The 23,222-nt window shown below is 65.2% G+C and carries 26 protein-coding genes; 19 read left to right on the top strand and 7 right to left on the bottom strand.

From position 1 onward, the window contains the following. Positions 1 to 103: 103 nt before the first annotated feature. The 7 genes from JF542_RS24545 (at position 104) to JF542_RS24575 (ending at position 5,826) form a co-directional block, all read left to right on the top strand. Positions 104 to 379 carry a MucR family transcriptional regulator gene (locus JF542_RS24545; RefSeq protein ID WP_207076981.1) on the top strand — a complete coding sequence of 92 codons (276 nt, stop codon included), beginning with the start codon at positions 104 to 106 and terminating at the stop codon, positions 377 to 379. A gap of 121 nt (positions 380 to 500) precedes the next feature. Further along, positions 501 to 917 carry a Ros/MucR family transcriptional regulator gene (locus JF542_RS18860; RefSeq protein WP_207076980.1) on the top strand — a complete coding sequence of 139 codons (417 nt, stop codon included), beginning with the start codon at positions 501 to 503 and terminating at the stop codon, positions 915 to 917. Positions 918 to 927: 10 nt separating this feature from the next. Further along, positions 928 to 1,917, top strand: coding sequence for a flagellar motor protein MotB (locus JF542_RS18855; protein ID WP_207076979.1), 990 nt, complete (start codon positions 928 to 930; stop codon positions 1,915 to 1,917). A 331-nt stretch (positions 1,918 to 2,248) separates the two neighbouring features. Then, entirely contained in the window at positions 2,249 to 3,016 is a 768-nt protein-coding gene (locus tag JF542_RS18850) for a hypothetical protein (RefSeq protein ID WP_207076978.1), read from the top strand. Positions 3,017 to 3,101: 85 nt separating this feature from the next. Then, positions 3,102 to 3,842, top strand: a complete 741-nt coding sequence (locus JF542_RS18845; RefSeq protein ID WP_242533834.1) for a sigma-70 family RNA polymerase sigma factor — start codon at positions 3,102 to 3,104, stop codon at positions 3,840 to 3,842. Further along, complete coding sequence (gene fliK, locus JF542_RS18840) at positions 3,839 to 5,137, top strand: flagellar hook-length control protein FliK (protein WP_207076976.1); 1,299 nt, start codon at positions 3,839 to 3,841, stop codon at positions 5,135 to 5,137. The genes JF542_RS18845 and fliK overlap by 4 nt, the downstream gene beginning before the upstream one ends. Positions 5,138 to 5,154: 17 nt before the next feature. After that, positions 5,155 to 5,826 (top strand): flagellar hook capping FlgD N-terminal domain-containing protein, encoded by a 672-nt coding sequence (locus JF542_RS24575; protein ID WP_207076975.1) that lies wholly within the window; start codon positions 5,155 to 5,157, stop codon positions 5,824 to 5,826. Positions 5,827 to 5,851: 25 nt separating this feature from the next. On the opposite strand, the gene JF542_RS18830 is transcribed toward JF542_RS24575, so the two are convergent. The 5 genes from JF542_RS18830 to JF542_RS18810 form a co-directional block, all read right to left on the bottom strand. Next, the gene (locus JF542_RS18830; protein ID WP_207076974.1) at positions 5,852 to 6,511 is read right to left on the bottom strand and encodes a hypothetical protein; all 660 of its coding nucleotides are present in this window, start codon (positions 6,509 to 6,511) and stop codon (positions 5,852 to 5,854) included. Positions 6,512 to 6,597: 86 nt separating this feature from the next. Then, on the bottom strand, positions 6,598 to 7,359 hold the full coding sequence (gene flgH, locus JF542_RS18825) for a flagellar basal body L-ring protein FlgH (protein WP_207076973.1): 762 nt from the start codon (positions 7,357 to 7,359) through the stop codon (positions 6,598 to 6,600). Beyond that, positions 7,356 to 8,018 carry a flagellar basal body P-ring formation chaperone FlgA gene (flgA, locus tag JF542_RS18820; RefSeq protein WP_207076972.1) on the bottom strand — a complete coding sequence of 221 codons (663 nt, stop codon included), beginning with the start codon at positions 8,016 to 8,018 and terminating at the stop codon, positions 7,356 to 7,358. The genes flgH and flgA overlap by 4 nt, the downstream gene beginning before the upstream one ends. Positions 8,019 to 8,022: 4 nt before the next feature. Then, positions 8,023 to 8,808: a flagellar basal-body rod protein FlgG gene (gene flgG / locus JF542_RS18815; RefSeq protein ID WP_007803957.1), complete on the bottom strand. Its 786-nt coding sequence runs from the start codon at positions 8,806 to 8,808 to the stop codon at positions 8,023 to 8,025. Positions 8,809 to 8,823: 15 nt separating this feature from the next. Then, positions 8,824 to 9,573 carry a flagellar hook basal-body protein gene (locus tag JF542_RS18810; protein WP_207076971.1) on the bottom strand — a complete coding sequence of 250 codons (750 nt, stop codon included), beginning with the start codon at positions 9,571 to 9,573 and terminating at the stop codon, positions 8,824 to 8,826. A gap of 81 nt (positions 9,574 to 9,654) precedes the next feature. On the opposite strand from JF542_RS18810, the gene JF542_RS18805 reads away from it, so the two are divergent. The 4 genes from JF542_RS18805 (at position 9,655) to JF542_RS18790 (ending at position 15,492) form a co-directional block, all read left to right on the top strand. After that, positions 9,655 to 11,532: a hypothetical protein gene (locus tag JF542_RS18805; RefSeq protein ID WP_207076970.1), complete on the top strand. Its 1,878-nt coding sequence runs from the start codon at positions 9,655 to 9,657 to the stop codon at positions 11,530 to 11,532. A 140-nt stretch (positions 11,533 to 11,672) separates the two neighbouring features. Next, on the top strand, positions 11,673 to 12,974 hold the full coding sequence (locus tag JF542_RS18800) for a flagellar hook protein FlgE (protein WP_007803962.1): 1,302 nt from the start codon (positions 11,673 to 11,675) through the stop codon (positions 12,972 to 12,974). A gap of 29 nt (positions 12,975 to 13,003) precedes the next feature. After that, complete coding sequence (flgK, locus tag JF542_RS18795; protein ID WP_207076969.1) at positions 13,004 to 14,416, top strand: flagellar hook-associated protein FlgK; 1,413 nt, start codon at positions 13,004 to 13,006, stop codon at positions 14,414 to 14,416. Between the two features lie 14 nt (positions 14,417 to 14,430). After that, on the top strand, positions 14,431 to 15,492 hold the full coding sequence (locus JF542_RS18790) for a flagellin (RefSeq protein ID WP_207076968.1): 1,062 nt from the start codon (positions 14,431 to 14,433) through the stop codon (positions 15,490 to 15,492). On the opposite strand, the gene JF542_RS18785 is transcribed toward JF542_RS18790, so the two are convergent. Then, positions 15,460 to 16,233, bottom strand: coding sequence for a winged helix-turn-helix domain-containing protein (locus tag JF542_RS18785; protein ID WP_110740148.1), 774 nt, complete (start codon positions 16,231 to 16,233; stop codon positions 15,460 to 15,462). The genes JF542_RS18790 and JF542_RS18785 overlap by 33 nt on opposite strands. Positions 16,234 to 16,418: 185 nt before the next feature. Between JF542_RS18785 and JF542_RS18780 the strand changes: the two genes are divergently transcribed. The 8 genes from JF542_RS18780 to JF542_RS18745 all read left to right on the top strand — a co-directional run bounded on the left by JF542_RS18780 (position 16,419) and on the right by JF542_RS18745 (position 22,133). Further along, positions 16,419 to 17,531, top strand: coding sequence for a flagellar basal body P-ring protein FlgI (locus tag JF542_RS18780; protein WP_207076967.1), 1,113 nt, complete (start codon positions 16,419 to 16,421; stop codon positions 17,529 to 17,531). A gap of 11 nt (positions 17,532 to 17,542) precedes the next feature. Further along, positions 17,543 to 17,854, top strand: coding sequence for a hypothetical protein (locus JF542_RS18775; protein WP_207076966.1), 312 nt, complete (start codon positions 17,543 to 17,545; stop codon positions 17,852 to 17,854). Positions 17,855 to 17,859: 5 nt separating this feature from the next. Continuing rightward, positions 17,860 to 18,270 carry a flagellar protein FlgN gene (locus JF542_RS18770; RefSeq protein ID WP_007803972.1) on the top strand — a complete coding sequence of 137 codons (411 nt, stop codon included), beginning with the start codon at positions 17,860 to 17,862 and terminating at the stop codon, positions 18,268 to 18,270. A gap of 115 nt (positions 18,271 to 18,385) precedes the next feature. Beyond that, positions 18,386 to 19,306, top strand: coding sequence for a flagellin N-terminal helical domain-containing protein (locus JF542_RS18765; RefSeq protein ID WP_207076965.1), 921 nt, complete (start codon positions 18,386 to 18,388; stop codon positions 19,304 to 19,306). 115 nt (positions 19,307 to 19,421) lie between these two features. Then, complete coding sequence (locus JF542_RS18760) at positions 19,422 to 20,351, top strand: flagellin N-terminal helical domain-containing protein (RefSeq protein ID WP_207076964.1); 930 nt, start codon at positions 19,422 to 19,424, stop codon at positions 20,349 to 20,351. 144 nt (positions 20,352 to 20,495) lie between these two features. Then, complete coding sequence (locus tag JF542_RS18755; protein WP_207076963.1) at positions 20,496 to 20,933, top strand: flagellar biosynthesis regulator FlaF; 438 nt, start codon at positions 20,496 to 20,498, stop codon at positions 20,931 to 20,933. Next, positions 20,902 to 21,312: a flagellar biosynthesis repressor FlbT gene (locus JF542_RS18750; protein ID WP_007803980.1), complete on the top strand. Its 411-nt coding sequence runs from the start codon at positions 20,902 to 20,904 to the stop codon at positions 21,310 to 21,312. The genes JF542_RS18755 and JF542_RS18750 overlap by 32 nt, the downstream gene beginning before the upstream one ends. After that, the gene (locus JF542_RS18745) at positions 21,309 to 22,133 is read left to right on the top strand and encodes a DUF1217 domain-containing protein (RefSeq protein WP_207076962.1); all 825 of its coding nucleotides are present in this window, start codon (positions 21,309 to 21,311) and stop codon (positions 22,131 to 22,133) included. Before JF542_RS18750 ends, JF542_RS18745 begins: the two co-directional genes overlap by 4 nt. A 21-nt stretch (positions 22,134 to 22,154) precedes the next feature. On the opposite strand, the gene JF542_RS18740 is transcribed toward JF542_RS18745, so the two are convergent. Next, positions 22,155 to 23,219, bottom strand: a complete 1,065-nt coding sequence (locus JF542_RS18740; RefSeq protein WP_007803985.1) for a flagellar motor switch protein FliG — start codon at positions 23,217 to 23,219, stop codon at positions 22,155 to 22,157. Positions 23,220 to 23,222: the final 3 nt, after the last annotated feature.

Genomic DNA, 23,222 nt, shown 5'->3' with positions numbered 1-23,222 from the left:
AGAACTTTTCACCGAGGATTAACCTTACCTCCGTATTTCTTAACTGATGACAAGTCCAAGACGACATCGCGATTAACAAGCAACAACAAGAAGAGAGCCGGGAATGAGGATCAACCTGCGCCAAATTCTGCAACGTCTGATCGGCGACCGCCATGCCAAACCGGCGCAGGTCCAGTGGGCTGACGACCGGCCGGGCACGCTGCTCTGCCTCGAAACAGGGCAGCGGCGTCCGCTATTGCGGCGCCATCTCCGCGAGACGCTGGGCATGACGCCCGAGGAGTATCGAAAGAAGTGGGGCCTTCCGGATGATTATCCCATGGTCTCGGCGGCGTACGCGGCTCGGCGGGATGCCGCCAAATCCATGAAGCTTCAAGGATAAGCTTGGAAAACAACGAGGGACGATTAATTATACTTCAGAAGCCCTCGAATGAACTTGCGGCCGGAGGTGGGAACAGCACCCGAGGCCCAACAAGGACAAGAATAAAGGCAGGGACAGCAGCATGAGTGCAGAGGATAAGAAGCAGGAGCAGGTCAGCCGCATCGTGGCGGCCTACGCTTCGCGCCCCGATGTCACCCCCGACGAGATCGTAGCGCTTTACCGCCGCCTGTCCGGAGAGCTCGACGACGTGCCGGCAGAGGTCGCACCGGCCCGGGCGGGCATGCAACCGGCGCTGCCGCTCGAACAGGCGGTGACCGAAGACAAGGTGTACTGCCTGTGTTGCGGTCGTGGCTTCAAGATGCTCAAGCGTCACCTCGGCGCCGAGCACGGCATGACCGAGGCCGAGTATCGCACCGCCTTTGGCCTGCCGGAGGACTTTCCGCTCGTGGCACCCAGCTATTCGCGCAAGAAGGCGGCCCACGCCAAGGAGGCCGGGCTTGGGAAATATGACCGGACCCTTCCGATCGGACAGGACTAAGACGTAGCGCATGGCAGGAAATAACGAGCAGCCCATCGTCATCAAGCGGATCGAGGAGGATGACGGGCACGGCCATCATGGTGGCGCGTGGAAGGTGGCCTATGCCGACTTCATGACGGCGATGATGGCGTTCTTCCTGCTGCTCTGGATTCTCGCCGCATCTGACGAAGAGAAGCTGCGCGGGCTGGCGGACTACTTCACCCCGAGCTTGTCGCAGAGCGGTGGGCGCGGCGACGGTCTGCTCGATGGCACGGTGCTTGCAGACGACGGCGTGATGAGTGGGACCGACGGGCCGGCCACGCCGGTGCAGCTCCCGAGTTTCGGCCAGGAGAACCCGCTGGCGGTGTTCGACAGCCGGCTGCGCGACACCAACCCGAATATCCAGGTCGAGTACGACACCCGCCCGGAGGGCCGTCAGGAAAGCGCGACGATCAACGAGGGCAGTGATCCGATGGAGACCGCCCGCGCCCAGGCCGCGGCCGAACGCGCCCAGCAGGAATGGGACGAGGCACAGGAGCGTCTGGAGCAGCAGATCATGCAGGAAGTGGTCGGCAGCCCGGAGCTCGAGAGCTACTCCGACAACCTGCGCTTTGACCGTACGGAGAACGGGCTCGAGATCCAGATCGTCGACAAGAGCGGAGAATCGATGTTCGCCACCGGCAGCGCCCGGATACAGGATCGCACCCGCGACCTGCTCCGGATCATTGCCGATGCGGTTGTCGAGCTGCCGAACGAACTGACCATCTCCGGGCACACCGATTCGGTGCCCTACACGCGCGCCGCGACCTACTCGAACTGGGAGCTTTCCGCCGATCGTGCGAATGCCACCCGCAGGGTGCTGATGGCCAATGGAGTCAGCCCCGAACGCATCACGCGGATCTCTGGCCTGGCGGACACCGAGCCGCTGAACCCGGGGTCGCCCGATGCGCCGGAGAACCGCCGCATCAGCGTGACCGTGCAGTATCCCGAGGCAGCGGCGGGAGCGGCCCCGCAAGAGTGAGTCCGCACTGCCGGGCTAACTGTTGCAGATTTCACCACATCTAGTGTCCCTTTGGGGCGCTTCTCCACTATATCCACACGTTTTTTTCAAAATGTTAAGAAAAGTCAGAGGATGTGGAGAGGGATTTTGCGCTATCAGCCTCTTGGCTTCTCGAGAATTATCAGGCAAACACAACACCTTAGCCATTCCGGTGCGCGCACCCTATATAGAGCACTGTCCCTCTGGTTCGCCTATATCTTGTCCGGCGCTTAACATTTGGTGGCTTTCCCGGTGCATACCCCAGAAATAGTGTGGGGACAGGCAAGCACACGATACGGGGAACGGGCCAAACATGCGAAGCGGAGAGGTGCTCAGTCTGATCTGGCAGGATGGCGTCACGCTTCCGATCCATGACGGCTACCGCGCCTTCGAGACCATGTTCAGCCGCATTCTCCCGGTCCGCGCGGTCTGCCTTTTGGCCGGCGCGTCCTGCACCCGCCCGCTCGCGATGTCCGACGAGCTCGAGCTCGCCCCGGCCTTGCCGCTCGGGGATGTGCTTGTAGAGGAACTCCCGGTCGACCTGCCTTACGGGACGCTGGTGCTCTTTCTGCCCGAGCGCGACACCGACCTGTCGGCGCTCATGGGCGCGGCCGTGGGCGAGGCGCTTCAGCTCTTGCTCAACCAGGCCGGCCTGCCGATGGAACGCGAGACCGATGCGCTCTACCTCGTGGCCCACGCCGCGATGCGCCGGGCAGCGGGCCTGCGGGCGCAGGGCAGCGCGCTCGATACCGAGGCCTTCGCCCTTGGGCTCGGGCAAAGCCTCGAGCGCCACTGGGTTGTCGAGCAGGGGGTGCGCCTGCCCGATCCGACGCTGTTCTCGCGGCCCGATTTCCTCTGGCAGCCGCTGCTTCAGGGCTACCTGTCCCGGCTCGATCCGGGCTTCACCGCGCCCGATCCGCGCATGGTGAACGGTGATCTGCTGCGCGTGGCCGACACACCGCTGGTGCTGCCGGAATGGGTCAGCCGGATGGAGGCGGTGCTGCGTGCGGTTCTGGGCGCCCCTGAGCGCCAGACTCCGACCCTGCAAAGCCGGCTCGCGGCTCGCTTTAACCTTCAGTAAATCATTAAGTTCTTCCGACATTTTGGGATTTATGCTTACTTGTCCTTGCAGATAAGGATGACTTTGCGTTTTCTTCATGATGTCCATGTCGTATCACTCCGCGATGCGCGAACCGCTGCTCAGTTTCGAGCAGGAGCGGGCTGCGATCAGTGGCTGGCAGGATCGCGGCGACCGCGCGGCGCTCGAGGTGTTGCTGCGCTCCCATGCGCGGCAGGCCTGGTCGCACGCGGCGCGGTTCACCGACAATCCGGTGCATCTCGAGGATCTCGCGGCAGAAGGGTTGATGGGCTTGTTGCGCGCCGCTGACAGTTTCGACCGGGCGCAGGACGTGCGTTTCGCGACCTATGCCGCGTGGTGGGTGCGCAATGCCGTGTCGTCGGCGCTATCGCGGATCAAGGCGGTGATCGACATTCCCTCGCGCACCTATCTCGACGCCCAGATGGGCAAGCTGTCGGACGAGGATGTGTTCATCGTCCAGCTTGCGACGCGCGGCACCCTCGCGCTCGACACCCATCAGGAAGACGCCGGGCGCGACCCGGCGCAGCTTCTTGTCTCGAGTGAGCCCGACCCGGAGGAACATGCCAGCCTGCAAAGCCAGCGCCGGATGCTGCTGCGCCTCATCGACGATGCGCTGGCGCGGATGGAGCCCGAAGAGGTCGCGGTGATCCGTCGCCGCCGACTTGCCCCCGAGCCCGAGACGCTGGCGGACATCGCCGCCGATCTCGGCATCACCCAGGACCGGCTTCGGCAGGTCGAACGGCGCGCGATGATGCGCCTGCGCCGCGTCTTGATCGACTGCGGCTTTTCGCGGAACGTGCTGTCATGATGAAATTCCTCTCGATCTTCGGCACGATGCCGGACCAGCCCAAGGGCGCGGATGCCACGGCACGGGCGGGCGAGGGGGACGGCGCCTTCGCATCGATCATGGCGTTCCTGCGCAGCGATGCGGTGACGGTGCCCGGGGACGAGGGCGCGGACCTCTCCGCGATCCTGTCCGAGGCAGAGGAGGCGCTCGCGGATCCGGATCTGACGGATGCCGAGCTCGAGGATATTCTCGCGCCGATGCTCGATGACCTTGCTGCGGCGCTGGCCGCGGTCCCCGCGCGGATGGAGCAGTTGCGCATGGCGCTGACCGAGACCGGGCTTGGGCGCGCGGAGGCTGAGGCGGGCAGCGAGCACGGCGTGACCCGGCGTGCCGAGGCGGTGGCCACCGGGACGGCGTTGCCGCTGGCCGGACTGCGCCCCGAGCCTGCGGCACCCGACGCCGGCTGGCGGACCCTCGCCGAGGCCGTGCCGCTTTTGCGCGCGGCGCTGGAGGGCGAGCCCACCGGGCTCGCCCGCGAGGTGGCGACCGAGCCGGGGGTGCAGGCGCTTGCGGGGCGGGTGCTGGGCATGGCGGAAGAGATCGCGCAGCCGACCCGCCGGGCGCAGCTTTCCGAAATTGCGCAGGGCGCCGGAGGCAAGGCCGAGGCGGGGCTCGACAGCGCCGCGTTCGACAGTGCCGATGCGCCGGTCACGATGACCCAGCGCGCTGCGCAGCCGCAGGTGGTTCCGGTCGTGCAGGCCGCGAGCACGGTCACGCAGGACGGACCTCAGCCCGGCCAGCAGATCCAGGTTGCTTTGGTCGCGCCGGCGGCGGGCACCTCCGAGGCCGCGCCGTTGCTGCAGAGCGAGGCGCCGCGCCCGGCACAGATGCCGGCCGCGCCGAGTTCGGAGCAGATCCTGAACCAGGTCCGCGCCAATGTGAGCGAGACAGGCCGCATCCGCGTCGAGCTGAAGCCCGAGGGCATGGGCTCGCTCGAGATCGACCTCGCGCCCGACGAGACCGGCGCGCTCAAGGTCACGGTGCGCGCGGAGCAGGCTTCGGTCCTGACGGCCCTGCGCGCCGATCGCGACGGGCTGCTCACGATGTTGCGCGATGCCGGGCATCAGGTCGACACCAGGTCGCTGAGCTTCTCGGATCTCGGCGCGCGCAATTCCGGGCAGGGCCAGTCGCAGGGGCAGGGCGCCCCGGGTGCGGGTGGATTTGCCTTCGATGCAGAGGCCGCGGGCACAGAGCCTGAGGTCGACGTGAAACAGGTCGTGCTGCCGTTGTCCGGCGGCGTCGACATCCAGGTTTGAACTGAGAGGAGAGCGCCGTGGCGATCGACCCATTCGGCACCGGCAATGTAACCGGCGCAGGCACCACCGCCTCTTCCTCGATGAGCCAGCTCAGCGAGGATTACGAGAGCTTCATCACGCTTCTGACGGCGCAGATCCAGAACCAGAACCCCCTGGAGCCGATGGACAGCACCACCTTCATCTCGCAGCTGGCGCAGCTCAGCCAGGTGGAGCAGTCGGTGGCGGTGAACGACAATCTCGAGGGAATCTCGTCGCAGCTCTCCAGCATGTCGGCGATTGCCGGGCTGAACCTGATCGGGCGCAGCGTGGTGGCCCCGACCGAACAGCTTGCACTCGAGGCAGGCGGGGCGGCCGTGGCGAGCTACCGGCTTGCGGGCGAGGCCAGCAACGTGTCGATGTCCATCGTATCGGCCGACGGCACCCTGCTGCGCAGCTTTGACGGTCTCTCGGGCAGCGCGGGCGAGCTGCACAACGTCACGTGGGACGGAATGGATTACGAGGGTCTGCCGCTGCCCGAGGGCAGCTATTACATGGTGGTGTCGGCCGCGGATGCCGCCGGCAACAGCGTGCCCGCGCAGACCTATGCAGCCTCACGGGTCACCGGAATGACCTATGAGAACGGTCTGGCGACGCTTCAGATGGCGAATGGCGGGACCACGCTCGCCGGGCTGATCGAAGAGATCCGCTGAGTCGCGACCGGCGCGCCGGGCAGCCTCAGCTGCGCGGCACGTCGGCCTTGATGAGCGACAGGAACAACACGTCCGACACGCCCTCGCCGAAATCGGCCTTGAGGTCGGAGACAAGCGTCTTCGTCAGCTTCTCGGTGTCGATGCTCGGGCCTTGCAGGGCCGAGGTTCCGGCCGCCTTGTGCATCGAGGCAAGGATCACGTCGCGCAGGCGCGAGGCGTTCTCGGCCACGTTGAAGACCTCGGCGGTCTCGCTGTCGCGCATCGCGACCCCGACTTCCGAGACCACGTAGGTCACGCTGTTGGGGCGGTAGACCGGCACGCTGACGCGGCCGAGGCGCACGACGCTGCTGTCGCCGAAGGGATCCTTGCGGATCAGGCTGGCAGACTGATGCTCGGGGCTCGCGCCGTGACCGGCATCTGCCTGGCTCGGGGCGTGGCCATGGCTGCCGCCCTCTTCCTCGGGAAGCTGCTCGGGTGCGGAGCTGGCGAGCTTGTCGAGCACCTTCTCGGCGTCGCTGCGCCCCGCGATGTCTTCGCCGTCGTGGCCAGCGCCCTGCGCCGGTGCCTCATGTGCGGCTTCCTTGCTGCCATGGGTCTTGTCGGAGGGGATGAATTGCCCACCCGCAAAACCGGCGGCCCCGAAAAGCACCGGCAGGGCCGCAAAGGCGATATAGGCTTTCTTCATAACCGAATCCCACATGTTCCTGGTCAGGGTCGGTTATGCGCGCCAATTCGGGCGACAGTTTTATGCAAACATGGCTCAAACCGGAATTAATACGGCAAGATAATGTCCATCACGTCCTCGCCGTAGCCACGGGTCTGCTGACGGCTGATCGCGCCGCGTCCGCCATAGCCGATCCGGGCCTCGGCCATCTTGTCGTAGGGGATCGAGTTGTCGCGGTTGATGTCCTGCGGGCGGATGATGCCCGAGACACGCAGCTCGCGGAGCTCTTCGTTGACCTTGACCTCCTGACGGCCCAGCACCACGAGATTGCCGTTGGGCAGCTGCTGCACGACGAGCGCGGCCATGCGCAGCGAGATCGCCTCGTTGCGCTCGATCGAGCCGTCGCCGGCGGCGCCTGTGGTCGAGGTGATGTCGACGAGATTGCCCTCGGGCAGGTCCTCGGGACCGACGCCGGGCAGGATCTTGTCGATCTGGGTGCCGTAGCCGAAGAACTTGGGGAAGGCGAGGGTGCTGCTGCCGGTCCGGTTGCGGTCGGACTCGTTGCTGAGGCTGGCCTCGTCGTCGATCTCGATGATGATCGTCAGGATGTCGCCCACTTGCGTGGCGCGCTGGTCGCCGAAGAAGCCCGACGACCCCTGCTCCCAGAGCGAGGCGCCCTCGGCGCGGTAGGGCACGCGCACTGCCTCGGGAGGTGGCATCGGCACGCTGACATTGCGCGCGGCGGCCAGTTCGCTGGGATCGACACCAACAGGGCTGAGCTGCGGGTCGCGGTCGAAAGCGGGGGTGCCGCAACCGACAAGGATGGTCAGGGCCGAGCCCGTGAAAAGTGTGACACGCCGGGTTTTCATCGGATCACCTCCACAAGCCCTTCCTCTCGGGCGACGGCGGTCAGCGCGTTGTTGCTGACCAGATTGACGATGCGCACATCCTGCCCGCGATGGGCATCGGTGAGCGCGCGGCCCGGGGCGGTCACCACCAGGCGACCGTCGTCATAGAGAATATTCACCTTGTCGCCGCGTCCGATCACCAGCGGTTCCATCACCGACTGGCGCATCACCGGGCGGCCCTGCGCCAGCATCCGCCGCACCTGCATGCCCTCGAGCATCTCGGCATCGGTCAGGGTAAAGACGCCGACACGGGCGATCGGAAGATCGACGATCTTGATGTCGGCGGCCGAGACGATCTCGCCCGGCATCAGCCGGCGGGTCGGCACCGGCAGGCTGAGCTTGGCCACCGCGAGGCCCTGCAGCCGGTGGGTGATGCCATCCTCTGTCACCGCGTTGGCGAGGAAACTGCCGGTGTCCTTGTCCATCCAGAACGCCGAAATCAGCTCGGCCTCGTCGACCGGGCCGGCGGTGAAGCGGATCTGGAGGCTGGCCTCGACGGGCAAAGTGTCGCCCCAGGTGTTGCGCACTTGTTCCTCGATCAGAACCTGCGTGGTCTCGGCCAGCGCGGGGATGGCGGTGAGCGTCAGGGCGCAGAGCAGGGTGGCGAGGCGGCGCAGCATGGGCTTACTTGATCTGGTTGGCGGCCGACATCATCTGGTCGGCGGTCTCGATTGCCTTCGAGTTCATCTCGTAGGCCCGCTGCGCCTGGATGAGGTCGGTGATCTGGCGGATGATGTCGACGTTGGAGGCCTCGAGATAGCCCTGCCGCAGGATGCCGACACCGGCATCGCCGGGCAGCGCAGGGATGGCGTCGCCAGAGGCCACGGTGGCCTCGAGGAGGTTGTTCCCGAGCGGCCGCATGCCGGCGTCGTTCACGAAAGTGGTCAGCGTCAGCTGGCCGACCTCGACCGGGATCGGGTCGCCCTCGACATAGGCGCTGACGATGCCGGTCTCGCTGATCTCGACCGCGGTGGTGTTGTCCGGCAGCACGACACCCGGATCGATCTCGAAGCCCTGGTGGTTGACGATCTGCCCCTCTGCCGACAGCCGGAACGAGCCGTCGCGGGTATAGGCCTGGTCGCCGTCGGGCAGGTTGACGGTGAAATAGCCGCGCCCGTCGATGGCGAGGTCGAGCTGGCTTTCGGTCTGGGTCAGGCCGCCCTGCGTGTTCAGGCGCAGCGTGCCCACCGAGCGCACGCCGAGGCCGATGTCGAGACCGATGGGGCGGGTGGTGCCCTCTTCGGCGGTCACCGCACCCTCGCGGGACTGATTTTCGTAGATGAGGTCGGTGAACGACGCCCGCGCGCTCTTGAAGCCGGTGGTGTTGGCGTTGGCGATGTTGTTCGAGATCACGTCAACATTCGTCTGTTGCGCCATCATGCCGGTTGCGGCGATGCCCAGTGCCTTCATCTTCCAGTCCCTCGCTTAGCTGTTCCGTCCGATGCGGGTCAGCATCTCTTTTTTCAGTTCGTCATCCGATGCGACCAGGTTGAGCGCGTGCTGATAGGCCTGCTGGATGTTGATCAGCCGCGTGACTTCGGTCACCGGCTGGACATTGCTGCTTTCCACCGCGCCCTGGATGACGCTGGAGCCGGTCTCGTCGGGGGCCAGCCCCTGCGCCTCGGCGTTCGGCACGAACATGCCGGCGCCGCCACGGCTCAGCGTCTGACGGTCGGGCAGCTCGAAGATGCCGATCTGCCCCATCACGCCACCCTCGGGAGACGAGATCACGCCATCGTCCGAGATGGTCACCGAAGCGGCGAATTCCGGCGGGATGTTCAGGGGCGCGCCGCCAAGGTCGAGGATCTGGGCGCCGCTGGCGGTGGTCACCTGGCCCTGCGCGTCGAGCACGAGCTGGCCATCGCGGCCGTAGGCCATGCGGCCATCGGGCATCTCGTAGGCGAACCAGCCCTGACCGGTCAGCGCGAGGTCGAGCGGATTGCCGGTCTGCACCACGACGCCGGGCGTGTCATCCACATAGGAGCCGCGGTCGAGCACGTAGTTGGTGCCCTCGCCGGCGAGCGAGGCATCGTCTTTCTGCAGGTAGCTCTCGAACAGCACGCGCTCGGCCTTGAAGCCGCTGGAATTGGCATTGGCGATATTGTTCGCAGTCACGTCCAGCTGGCGCTCGAGCGCGGTCAGCTTGGAGATCGCGACGTAGGTCGAATTATCCATGCACGATGCCTGTCAATGTTTGCCGGTTCATTCTTTTCTTGCGAAGAATGCGGGCTTTGCTAGGATAACGCAAGTATTATCATGGCGAGGCGATCAAAGAAAGTGGCCTATCCTTGCGCTCTTCGAGGCTCGTTTGCGGCCGCCGTCGCGCTTCTGCTCTGCGCCACCCCGGCGCTGGCAGAGCGGGAGGCGGGAGTCGTTGCCTCGACACTCGAGGACCGCTTTTCGCCGGCGCTGCTCAGCCCTCTCGAGGTGATCAATCCGCCGCCGCTCTACCTGGAGCGGCGCGAGATATTGCCGTTTCTCGAGGAGCGCCGCACGCTGATGCGCAAGCTGCGCGACGCCGGTGACCACAAGCCGGCGCAGGCCCGCGCGCTGACCGATCTGGCCGAATTCTACTTTGCACACGGGCTCGCGTCCGAAGGGCTGTCGGTGCTTGGAGGGGTACAGGGGCCGGGGCTGCCGCTGGCCCACGAGTTGCGCGCCAGCGCCTTCGAGCTGGCCCTCGGGCTGATCGACCCGCTCGACCGGCCCCTGACCGAGCGCGCGCGGTCGCTGCTCGAGCCGGGCCACGGCGAGTGGGCGGACCAGCCCCTGTTTCTTGTGCTGAATCACCTGCGTGAGGGCCGCTGCGAGGAGACAGGTGCGCTGCTCGATGCCGCGGTGACCCGTCTGGCGCGGTTCTCGAAGCCGGTGCAGGAGCGGGTTCTGCCCGGGCTGCTTGAATGCGCCATCGAGACGCGCCAATGGCGGCTCGCCCGGGATCTAGCCGCGGCGTTCGAGGCCTATCCCTCGCTCAAGCGCGGGTCGGCCTATCACTTTCTGCTGGGCCGCGTCGCAGAGGCCGGAGATGCGCCGCTCGCCGCGTTCGACAGCTACGTGCAGGCGCAGGGTGAGAGCGACCTCTGGGCCCATCGGGCGCGCAGGGCGCTTGTCGACCTCGGGCTCGAACACGACGCTCTCGCGCCGGAAGAGGCGGTCGAGCTGCTGGCGCAGGAGGCCGAGATGTGGCGCGGGGGCGAGGAAGGAGCGCAGACGCTGCGGGATCTCGCGTCGCTGCAACTCATCGCCGAGGATGCCGCGAGCGCGGTCGAAACCTACGGGCGGATCATCGTGCGCCACCCCGAGAGCCCCGAAGCGCTTGAAGCGCGGCAGAAGGCGCGGGTGCTGATCGACGAGCTTTACCGCAAGGGCGCCTCGCGTGAGATCTCGCTCGGGCGCTACATGGCCAACCACGAGCGCATCGCGCCGTTCTTCCGCTTCAACGCCGATTTCGCGGAAGCGGCCGAGCTGCTTGCCGACACCTTTCTGAAGGCCGGAGCGACGACGATGGCGGCACGCGAATACGCCACCATTCATGACTATCTCACCGCCGGGCAGGACCTCGGCATCAGCGAGCCGGGCGAGGGGCATCTCGACCGCCTCAAGGTGAAGGAGGCCGAGGCGCTGTCGGCTGGCGGGCAATGGGAGACCCTCGGCGCGCTCCTGGCGCAGCCGCTGGTACCGGCCGATGCCGCGCTGCGCGAGCGCTACGACATGGTGTCAGCGCGCTACCTGGAGCAGGCTGGCCGGGTGAGCGAGCTTTTTGGAGCCAATGGCGACGGGGCCCCTGAGCAGGTGCTGCGCCTGCGGGCGCAGGCCCGCTTCGACGAGGGAGACTGGCCCGAGGCTGTCGCCGCCTATGGCCGGCTGCACGACCGGCTCGGCGATGAGATGCCGCTTCCGGACAGCATCCGCTACCTGCTCGCGGCGCATCGCAGCGACGACATGGCGCAGACCGCCGACATCGCGCGCGCCTTTCCGGCGCTGACAGAACTGCCCGCCTGGGAAGACATTCAGCGCAGCCTCACGCAGGCCGCGCCGGACCTTCTGCCGCTGCGCGAAGAGACTGCCCGGGCAAGGATCGACGGTGCGACGGAGATGCTCGAAACCTTGCCGGGATCAGAGCAACTCAACTAGCTTGCTTCGCAAGACCAAATTCTGGCAAGATTCGCGTAAAAATTGCCAAGCAAACAGATCTTTAAACATGGTGTAACCGAGATCTGGTATTTGGTTAACGAACGGTGAGGTATCACCGATGCAAAAAAGGCGAGGCGGACATGAGCATTTCCAACGCGATGGCATCCGGGGTCAGCGGCCTGATGGCGAACTCCAAGGCTGTCGAAAAGATCTCCTACAACATCGCGAACGCGGACACGGTTGGCTATCGGCGCAGCTTCTCGCAGATGGTCACCTCCGGCTCGACCTCGGCTTCCGGCAGCTTCTCGACCGGAGTCGCCACGGAAGTGACGCACTCGAACACGGCCGAAGGCAGCTTCATGGACACGTCGGTCAATTCGAACCTGACGATCACCGGAAGCGGCTTCTTCGTGGTCAATTCGAACATCGACGCATCCTATACCGCCGGCAACATGTTCACCCGGGTGGGCAGCTTCGAACCCGATGAAGACGGCAATCTCGTCAATGCAGCCGGCCTCTACCTGATGGGCTTCGGCTACGGCGATGACGGCACCCTCGGCGCCGTCGACCGCGCCAGCTTCAACGACCTCGAGCCGGTGAACATCGCCAACCAGACGATCAGCGGCACGGCGACGACCGCTGTTTCGATCTCGGGCAACCTGCCGTCGCAAGAGACCGGCCTCGACACGCCCGGCGACGCCTTCGTCACCTCGGCGGAGTATTTCAACGCGCTTGGCGAGTCCGAGCGGCTCACGCTGTCCTTCCAGCCCTCCGTCAACGATGACGAGTGGGTGGTGACGGTCTCGGATGCGACGACCGAGTATGGCACCGTGACGATGAGCTTCAACGACACCGGCGAAAATGCCGGTGCGCCGGCAGCTTATGGCGATGTCACCGTCACCGCCGCCGCACCCGCGGGCTTTGCCTTCGACCCGGCCACTGGCGAGATGACCCTGACGATCGACAACGGCACCGAGCCGCAGGTCGTCACCATGGCGCTCGGCGCGCCCGGCAGCTTCGAGGGGCTGACCCAGTTCTCGGGCGACTACACCCCGATGACGGTCAGGCCCAACGGCAGCGAGAGTGGCACGCTGACCCGGGTCGAGTTCGACGAGTTCGGCGATGTCTGGGGCGTGTTCGACAACGGCACCCGCAAGGCGCTCTATTCGATCCCGCTGGCGACCTTCGCCAACCCCAACGGACTCGAGACCAGCAACAACTCGACCTTCCACACGTCGAACACCTCGGGCAGCTACTACCTTGGCCAGCCCGGCACCGGCGAAACCGGCACGATGACCTCTGGCGGGGTGGAGTCGGCCAATGTCGACATCGCCGAAGAGCTCACCAGCCTGATCCAGCGTCAGCGCGCCTACTCCTCGAACGCCAAGATCATCACCACGGCGGACGAGATGCTGAACGAGACCGTGAACCTCAAGCGCTGATCGGCGTGGTCGCCGGATAGGAATACGACATGAGCCTGATCACCGCCCTGAACGCGGCGCGCAGCGGGATGAGCACCAGCTCCCGCTGGGCAGAAACCGTTTCGACCAACATCGCCAACGCCAACAATGCCAGCTACGCGCGGCGCGAGACCCAGGTCACCACCAATGTCCAGGGTGCGGCGCAGGTGAGCGAGATCACCCGCGCCGTCGATGGCGCGCTTGACGCGATGTATCGCGGCGAAGTCGGACGCACGGCAAAGCAGGATGCCATCGCGGCAGGGCTTGAGAGCTACACCTCTTTGCTTGGCGACACCGAAAGCACCGACACCGTGCTGACCCGGCTGACCGATTTCCAGAGTTCGCTCGGGCTGCTGGCGGTCTCTCCCGCCGACACCGCGCTGCAGCGGGCGACGGTCGGCGATGCGCAGGAACTGACGCAGGCGCTGAACCGTGCCGGCGCCAATCTCGATGCGGCGCTCGACAGGGCAGGGGATGGCATCTCGTCCGACGTGGCGGCGGTGAACAGCACGCTCGAGAAGATCGCCGGGCTGAGCGAACGGCTCGCCGGTCAGGGCCAGTCCGCCGACGCACGGCTTGCACTGCAGGACGAGCTGGGCGCCGAGCTCGACGCGTTGTCCGAATACATCGATTTCACCACCCGCACCGACAGCAAGGGCCGCATCGAGATCTTTACCGGCGGCGGCACTGCGCTGATCACGGGGGGCGAGGCGGAGACCCTGAGCTTCGACACCGACACCGGCATCCTGACCGCGGGCGAGATCGAGATCACGCCCGGCGTCGCCGGCAAGCGCGGCATCTCGGAGGGCTCTCTTTCGGGCAAGATCGAGCTGATCACCACCGTGTTGCCCGAGATGCGGGCCCAGCTCGACGAGGTGGCGCGAGCGCTGATCGACGGCATGGTCGCGGCAGATGCCAGCCTTGCCGCTGGTGAGGCCGGCCTCATCACCGACAACGGCGCGGCGCTCTCGAATCCGTTCGAGCCGGGGCTGGCCAGCCGCATCTCGGTGAATGATGCCGTGGTGCCGGAGAGTGGCGGCTCGCTATGGCGCATCCGCGACGGGCTTGGGGCCGATGCGCCCGGCCCTGCCGGCGACAATACGCAGGTCACGGCCTTCCTCGATACGCTTGATGGCGCGCTGAATTTCGACGAGAGCCTCGGGCTCGGCGACAACATGAGCCTGTCGAGCTACATCTCGACGCTGATCGCCAGTCAGAACACCACCCGCGCCAGCGCCGAGACCTCGGCCGAGAGCCTCGCGGCGGGCGCCATCGCCGTGCAGAGCTCGCGACTATCCTTCATGGGCGTGAATGTCGATGACGAGCTGCAGCAGCTTGCGGCCATCCAGCAATCCTACAATGCCAACGCGCAGACCCTGTCGGTCGTCTCCGAGATGCTCGACACCCTGCTCAGCGCGATCTGACCCCGGAGCTCACGATGATCGGTTTCACCCGTGCCCCCTCGACGCTCTACAGCAACCTTCTGCGGCGCAATGACAATGCCGAGATGCAGACCCAGCTCGCCAAGGCCGAGCAGGAGTTGGCGAGCGGCGTCAAGAGCGACATCTACAAATCCCTCGGCCCGAGCGCCTCGGAGGCGCTGAACCTGAACGCCTCGCTCGAACGCGACGAGGCGCAGATCGCCGCCAACACGCTTCTCGGCGGCCGGCTCGATACCATGAGCGGCGCGCTCGGTTCGATGGGGGAAGCCATTCAGAGGACACTGGATCTGTCGATCGCCAATGCCGGCACGAACGGGGGCACCGCTGCCGGGATCCAGACCGAGGCGCAGGCGTCTCTGGACTCTTTGCTTTCGATGGCGAACGTCAATTACGGCGGCATCCCGCTGTTCGCCGGCCCGAGCGACGGAACCTCCGCGATCCAGGACTATGACAGCGCGCGCGCCGATACCGGGCTGACCCCGAAAGCGGTGATCGACGGCATTCTCGCCGGTGGCCTCGACACCGCCGCCGATGCCGAAGCGCGCATCGCCGAGCTCGACGCCCTCTTCGACAACACCGCCGCCGATCCGGATCAGACCTTTGATGGGCTGTTCTTCACCGGCGCGACCGGGACGGCGCCGATGTCGGTGGGCATCGGTGACGGCATCACGGTGACCTACGGCGTGCAGGCCAATGACGAGGCGTTCCGGCAGGTGTTCCAGGGGCTGGCGATGCTGGCCGCGACCGATGTTGCAAAGATCGACGATCCCGCCGCCTACGAGACCTGGATCTCGACCGCCAACGATCGCCTCAGTGCGGGGCTCTCGGGACTGCTCGACAGCCGGATGAAGCTCGACACCGCCTCTGCACGGATCGACGAGGCCAATACCCGCATGGAAGACCGGGCCAACCTCTACAAGAACCGGGTGGCGGAGATGGTCGAGGTCGACAGCTACGAGGCGGCGACCACGATCACTGCGCTCGAGACCCAGCTTCAGGCCAGCTACGCGGCCACCGCCCGGCTGTCACAGCTGAGCTTTCTGAACTTCATGCGCTGATCCCGAACCGGCGGCAACGCGGAGGCGCGCGGGACGATCCTGCGCGGTCTCCGCCTCGCTTTCCGGCGAGAGCTTGTAGCCGCGCCCGCGAATGGTGCGGATATGCGGGTCGCCCAAGGGGGACATTTCTTCGATCTTCTTGCGGATGCGGCAGATGTAGACGTCGATCACCTTGTCGAAGGGCTGGTCCTGCGCCATGCCGTAGACCGCATCGTAGATCACCGATTTCGAAACCACCCGCGGCGCCGCCAGCGCGATCTGCTGGAAGATCGCCAATTCGCGCTGCGACAGCTTCATCGGCTGGCCGCCGACATCGGGGTCGCGGCCGTCGAAATAGGCGGTGATGTCGCCGATCCGCAGGGTGCCCGCGGCGTGACCGTGAAAGCGTCGGGTGATGGCGTTGACGCGGCTGCGCAGCTCGAGCCCGGTCACCGGCCCGACGATATCGTCATCGGCTCCCGCATCGAGCGCGTCCATCGCCGCTTCGGGGTCGCGCGCCACGCGCAGCACAAGGATCGGGTTGCGGCACCCGGACCGGCGCAGGCGCGAGATATGCTCTACCAGACGCGGATGCTCGGCCAGCAGCACCGGCCGGTCGGCGTAGCCATCCGCCCCGAGTAGGTCCAGCTCGCGGTCGAACAGGTCGTCGTTCACCGCCACGGGGTCCCACTGGGCCTCGTCCAGCCTGATCAGCAGGCCCTTGAATGCGTTGGGCCGCGGCTCGTAAAGATAGATATGCACCACGCACTCCCGATGGGCCTTCGGATCTTGTTATCCATGAGCGGATGCAACGATCATGCTTTGTTAAAGCCCGGTGGTCAAGCATAAGACAAGGATAGTATGGATATCCATGATTTAATCATTGCTGACATCTCCTTTTCCATGTTTAATCTTGAGGCAACGGAAACCGATCCAACCGGAAGACCATGCGGATTGCAGCCTGCCTCTTAGCGCTGATCAGCGCGCTCAGCCTTGCCCTGCCGGCGCTGGCCGATGTCCGGATCAAGGACATCGCCACCTTCGAGGGCGTGCGTGAGAACCAGCTTGTCGGCTACGGCCTTGTCGTCGGTCTCAACGGCACCGGCGACAGCCTGCGCAACTCGCCCTTCACCGAGAAGAGCATCGAGGCGATGCTTGAGCGGCTCGGAGTCGGCAATCTGTCCGATGACAACATCAAGACAACCAACACCGCCGCGGTGATGGTCACCGCCATGCTGCCGCCCTTCGCGCGGCTCGGCTCGACCATCGACGTGGTGGTGTCCTCGCTGGGCGATGCCACCTCGCTGCGCGGCGGTACGCTGATCGTCACGCCGCTGACCGGTGCCGATGGCGAGGTCTATGCGGTGGCGCAGGGGCCGATCGCGGTGGCGGGCTTCTCGGCCACGGGCGTTGCCGCGTCGATCACCGAGGGCGTGCCCACGGTGGCCCGGATCGAGAACGGGGCCACGGTCGAGAACGAGGTTGATTTCCAGCTCTCCTCGCTGAACTCGGTGCGCATCACGCTCCGCAATCCGGACTTCACCACCGCCGTGCGCATGTCGGACGCGATCAATGACCGGCTTGGCGGCAACTCCTCACGCGTGCTGGACTCGGGCACGGTCGAGCTTGCCATCCAAGGCGCGGGCAAGGGCGATGTGCCCGGGGTGCTGTCGGAGGTCGAGAACCTGCGGCTGGAGCCGGACAGCATCGCCAAGGTCGTGGTCGATGCCAAGACCGGCACCATCGTGATCGGCGCGAACGTGCGCATCGACCGGGTGGCGGTCAGCCAGGGCGGGCTGACGGTGATGGTGCGCGAGGACCCGGTGGTCAGCCAGCCCAACCCGATCACCATCGGCGGCACGACCGTGGTGGTGCCGCGCACCACCGTGGGTGTCGAGGAGCAGGAGGCGCATTTCACCATTCTCGAAGGCGCCGACGTGAGCCTGCAACGGCTCGTCGATGCGCTCAACGCCATCGGGCTGAGCGCCATGCAGACGATCTCGATCCTGCAGGCGATCAAGGCCGCAGGCGCCCTGCACGCCGATCTGGAAATCATCTGAGGAGCCGCGCGATGAACGTGAGCACGAACATGGCCGCGCTTCAGGTCACCGGCGCCCAGGTCGCCCAGCCCGGCGCCGCGGCGCCCGATGCGCCGAACAGCGCGATCAAGGAATTCGAGGCGATGTTCCTCACCCAGATGATCGACGAGATGCTCAAGCAGGTCGAGATCGGCGATTTCGGCGGCGGGCAGGCGGAAGAGAACTGGCGCTTTTTCCTTGCCGAGGCGTTCAGCCGCGAGATCGTCGACCAGGGCGGGGCCGGGCTCTCGGCCAGCCTCGAACGGGCGCTGTCCGCCTATAGCCAGACCCGAGAGATGGAGTGACGCCGATGTCCGAGATGACCCATGTCGAGGCCGCGCAGCTGATCGACCGGCTGGCCCGGCTGCTACGGGACGAGATTGCCGCCATCGGGCAGGGCCAATTGGCGCGTGTCGAAGAGCTCTATCCCCGCAAAACCGAGCTTCTTGGCGAAATTGAGACGGCATTTGGATCCGCGGAAAAATATCTCGGGCGTGACGACCCGCAGAGCCAGAAACTGCGCAAGAAACTCGACGATCTGCGCGATCTTATCCACACCGATCTGGCGCTTTTGAAGCGAATGACCCAAGCCACAGGGGATGTTGCGCGGGAAATTGAAAGAATCCGGGATCGTCAAAGCCTTCGCGGCCTCTATGATCGTGACGGCACACCCAAGGAAGGACCTGTGACTCCCTCGCAACGGTTCGACAAGTCGATCTAAATCGACAGAACCAAAATTTTACACTGTTTCGATTTCGCGTGTTACGCCTGCGATACGGCAGGACCGTTTTCGTCAGAAAGACGAAGGACAACGATAGAAATCGGAGCAGAAAATAATGTCCTCTATCAATACCAACGCCAGTGCGATGAACGCGCTGTCGACCCTTCGCCAGATCAACAAGGATCTCGAGGGCACCCAGGGCCGGATCTCCACCGGCCTTCAGGTCGAGTCCGGTAAGGACAACGCCGCCTACTTCCAGATCTCCGAGACCATGAAGGGCGACAGCTCGGTCTACGCGTCGATCAACGAAGGCCTGACCCTGACCAAGAACTCGATCTCGACCGCGCGCCTCGGCGCCGAGACCATCAACGGTCTGGCGCAGGAATTCCTCGACAAGGTGGCCTTCGCGCAGGGCGCCACCGGCGGCCATGCCGAGATCGAGAACGACCTCAAAGAGCTGGTCAAGCAGATGACCACGACGCTGTCGCAGTCGACCTTCAATGGCGACGACATGCTCGGCGCAGGTGCCACGCTTACGGCGGCGACGATCGACGGCACCACCGGTGTCATCACCACCGCGACGTCTGATGCGGATGTCACCGGGCGCAATGTCGTGACCGGTATCACCCGTGCCGGCACCTACGGCACCACCGACATTTCGGTCGGGACCTACGACATGCTGTCGCTGGTCGACAACTTCAACGTGGTCGCGAATGGCTTCGCAACCAACGCGACCGACGCGACCAACGGCGAGGCCTTCCTCGCCGGCGTGCTTGCCGCGACCGAAACCGAAGTTGGCAATGTCACCGACATCGCCACCAAGCTCGGCCAGTCGGAGAAGTCGATCGAGAACCAGCAGGAGTTCCTCTCCTCGGTGGTCGACAACATCGACGCCGGCGTCGGCTCGATGATCGATGCCAACATGGAAGAAGAAGCGGCCCGCCTGCAGGCCCTTCAGGTGCAGCAGCAGCTGGCAACCCAGTCGCTGTCGATCGCCAACCAGGCGCCGCAGAACATCCTGTCGCTGTTCCGCTGATCCGCAACGTCCTGATCCGCCAGCCCGGTTGCACCGGTCTGGCGGGTCGTCCCGCTTAAAATATAGGTTTCCGTCAGAATGACGGGCAGTAACGATAGAATTCGGAGCAGTTAAAATGTCTTCCATCAATACCAATGCAAGCGCGATGAGCGCACTGTCGACCCTGCGTCAGATCAACTCGAACCTCGAGAGCACGCAGAGCCGCATTTCCACCGGTCTCAAGGTCGAGTCCGGCAAGGACAACGCCGCCTACTTCCAGATCTCCGAGACCATGAAGGGCGACAGCTCGGTCTACGCGTCGATCAACGAAGGCCTGACCCTGACCAAGAACTCGGTCGCCACCGCGCGCCTTGGTGCCGAGACCATCAACGACCTCGGGCAGCAGTTCCTCGACAAGGTGGCATTCGCGCAGGGCGCTACCGGTGGCCAGGCCGAGATCGAGAATGATCTCAACGAGCTGGTCAAGCAGATGAAGACCACTCTGCAGCAGTCGACCTTCAATGGCGACGACATGCTGGCGGCAGGTGCCGCAGCAGGCACCGCGGCAGCTGTTACAGCCGCGGACGGTACCCTGACCTCCGCTGGCGACTCGGGCGGTGCCGCTCCGGTGGCGCGCAATGTCGTGACCGGCATCACCCGTGCCGGTGGCACCTATGCGACCACCTCGATCACGGTCGACACCTACGACGTGCAGAAGCAGGTCGCCAACTTCGAGGCAATCGCAACGGGCTTTGCGGCCAACGCTGATGCGGCGACCGGCGAGGCATTCCTTGCCGGCGTTCTGGCGTCGACCGAAGGTGTTGCAGGCGCCGTGACCGACATCGCCACCAAGCTCGGCCAGTCGGAGAAGTCCCTCGAGAACCAGCAGGAGTTCCTTTCCTCGGTGGTTGACAACATCGACGCCGGCGTCGGCTCGATGATCGATGCCAACATGGAAGAGGAAGCGGCCCGTCTTCAGGCCCTTCAGGTGCAGCAGCAGCTGGCAACCCAGTCGCTGTCGATCGCCAACCAGGCGCCGCAGAACATCCTGTCGCTCTTCCGCTGATCCAGCACGGTGGCTCTGGCCACCGGCTGACCTGACAATCGGGGGGCGCCCTCGGGCGCCCTCTCACCAACGGAGCACCGGATCAACCGGGCCCGCGTGATGGAACACCCCGCAAGGAGCCGGGGGAGAAAAGGCAGTAATGGAATGAGCATCTCGGCATACAAACAAACGATCCGCGAAAGCGCCTCGCCGAAGCAGATCGAAGCCCGCGTCTTCGCCCGCATCACTGGCAGCATGGAGCAGCATCGCGCCAACTGGCTGGCGGCGCGCGACAAGTTCGCACGCACGGCAGTTCTGGCACACGGCCTGCGCGACGCAGTGGCGGAGAACCGTGTCCTGTGGAGCAGGCTCCGCACCGACCTGACCGATGATAACAACCAGCTTCCGACCGAGCTGCGCGCCAACCTGCTGTCGATCGCCATGTGGGTTGATCGCACCTGCGGCGTGGTGATCGGCGGCGGCGACGGCCTTCCGGCCCTGATCGACGTGAACCAGAACATTCTCGGCGGCCTTTCCGGCCAGCGCCCGACTCCAGCAGCGGTGACTCAAGATGGCACTCAATCTCACGCTCAAGCCGTTTGAACGCTTCGTCGTCAACGGCTGCATGATGCGCAATGGCGGTCGCAAATCGACGATCACCGTCGAGAACCGCGCCGACATCATTCGCGAAACGGATCTGCTGAAACCGGATGCGGCCTCGACGCCCGTCCGGATCGTGTATTTTCTGATCCAGAATGCGCTGATCGAGCCGGCCCGCCGCGAGCGGTTGCTCAAGGAGATCCAGACACGCCTGGCCGAGCTGGTGCCGGTGTTCGGCAGCGAGTTGCGGTCGCATGTCTTCGAGGCGGCCAACAACGTCAGCAAGGGCGAGTACTTCACGGCGCTACGCGACCTGCGCCCGCTGATGAAGCGCGAGGACGAGGTCTTCGGGCCGCAGCAATCGGAGCTTGTCGACGCATGATCTCGATCGCGGGCATGTCAAGCTCGGTGGCGCTGCAGCTGGTCAACGCGACCGAGGACAAGGATCAGGAGCTGATCCGCAACGAGCCGCAGCACGCGCGCGAGATCGCGTATTTCCTCGACAACATCGGCAATGTCGAGAATGTGGAGGATCTGACCGAGGATTACCGTCTCTACAGCTTCGTCATGAAAGCCTACGATCTCGAGGACCAGATCTTCGGCAAGGCGATGATGGAGAAGGTCCTCGAGAGCGACATCAACGACAGCAGCGCCCTGGTCAACCGGCTGACGGATTCCCGCTTCAAGGATTTCCACAACGCGATGGGCTTCGGCCCGGCGGGGCAGGGCAACCTCAACACCCTTGACGCCAGCTGGAAAGCGGCGGTCGTCGACAAGTATGTCGACACGCAATATGTCAACGGCAAGGGCGACGAGAACGAAGCCATCGGCACGGTGCTCGAGTTCCGACGCAAGGCCGGCAGCATCAACTCGGCTTATGACATCCTGCGCGACAGCGACCTGTCCGAGTTCTTTCGCACCGCCTTTGGCCTGCCCGAAGCGCTGGCCGGCATCGACATCGACAGGCAAGCGGCGATCATCAACGACCGGCTGGACCTCGAGACACTGTCGGATCCGGACGTGGTCGATGATCTGGTGCGACGCTACGTGGCGATCAGCGATGCAACATCCGACATCGCCACCAGCTCGAACGCCGCCGTGACCCTGCTTTCGGGTGCGCTCAGCGCTGCGTCGGGAAGCTATATCCCCGCGACCATCGACATCGATGCGATCCAGGGCTTCAGCGGCTACAAGACCCGCTAAAGCCCGGGGGCGCGCTCCGCCTCAGAAGATATCCTCTTCGTCCTCGCCGAAGGGCAGGCGGACCTGATCGTCGTCGGCGAGCTGACGGGCGTAGTCGAGCATCAGCGCCTGCGCCGCGTTCACGTCGCGCCGCCGCACCGGCCCCATGCTCTCCATCTCTTCGGTCAGCATGTCGCGCGACCGCGCGGGCAGCGCGTTGAGGAAGGCGTCGCGGGCAATATCGGTGGCGCCGCGCAGCGCCGTCGGAAGGGTGTTGCCCGGCACGCCGCGCATGATCTTGGCGAGGTCCATCGCCTCCATCTTGGCCAGATCCTCGAAGGTGAACATCTTGGCGCGGATGGCGTTGAACGTATCGGGGATCTTGTCCTCGAGCTCGGGCGCCATGTTGTCAAAGGCGTTGCGGTCGAGCTTGTTGAACAGGTCGGCCATGCGCTGGTGCTGCTCGGCGGTGGTCGGTTGGGCGCCGGCGTTCATGATGTCGGCCTGCAGCGACTCTTCGATCTGCTGCATCATGTGATGCGGCACCGCCTCCATGCGGATCATCCGCTCGACCACGTTGTGCATCTTTTCCGGCCCGAGGATCGGCAGCACCTTGGCGGCCACGTCGGTGTTCACGTTCGACAGGATCGCCGCGATGGTCTGCTCGTGCTCGCCCTTGAGGTAGTTGGCGATGACGTTCTCGGAGAGCGTGTTGAACCGCGCCCAGAGATCGCGCTCCTTCAGCGGGCCGCGAATGTCCTTGAGGATGCCGTCGACCTTGTCGCCCGGCATCAGCGAGCGCAGCAGGTTCTCGGCCGCCGCGAACGAGCCGACGACGCCGCCGCCATTGGTGATGTCTTGCACGAAATCGGTCAGCACCTGCTCGACGGTCTCGGACGAGATCGAGCCGAGGCCCGACATCGCCCGGGTCATCTGCTGGATTTCCTCGTCGTCGAGCTGTTGCAGCAGCGCCGAGCCGCGCTTCTCGCCCAGCGACAGGAACAGCACGGCCGCCTTCTGCGGGCCGGTCAGCTTCTTCGGGCGCCGCGCCGGTTTGCCCGAGCCCGTCGACGAAGAGGTCGTCCGCTTGATGTCTGCAACGGCCATAGT

Origin of the sequence: Salipiger bermudensis (assembly GCF_017309175.1) — a bacterium.
Lineage (GTDB): Bacteria > Pseudomonadota > Alphaproteobacteria > Rhodobacterales > Rhodobacteraceae > Salipiger > Salipiger bermudensis.
Note: the sequence above shows the minus strand (reverse complement) of the source record. Positions and strands in the feature narration are given on the sequence as shown.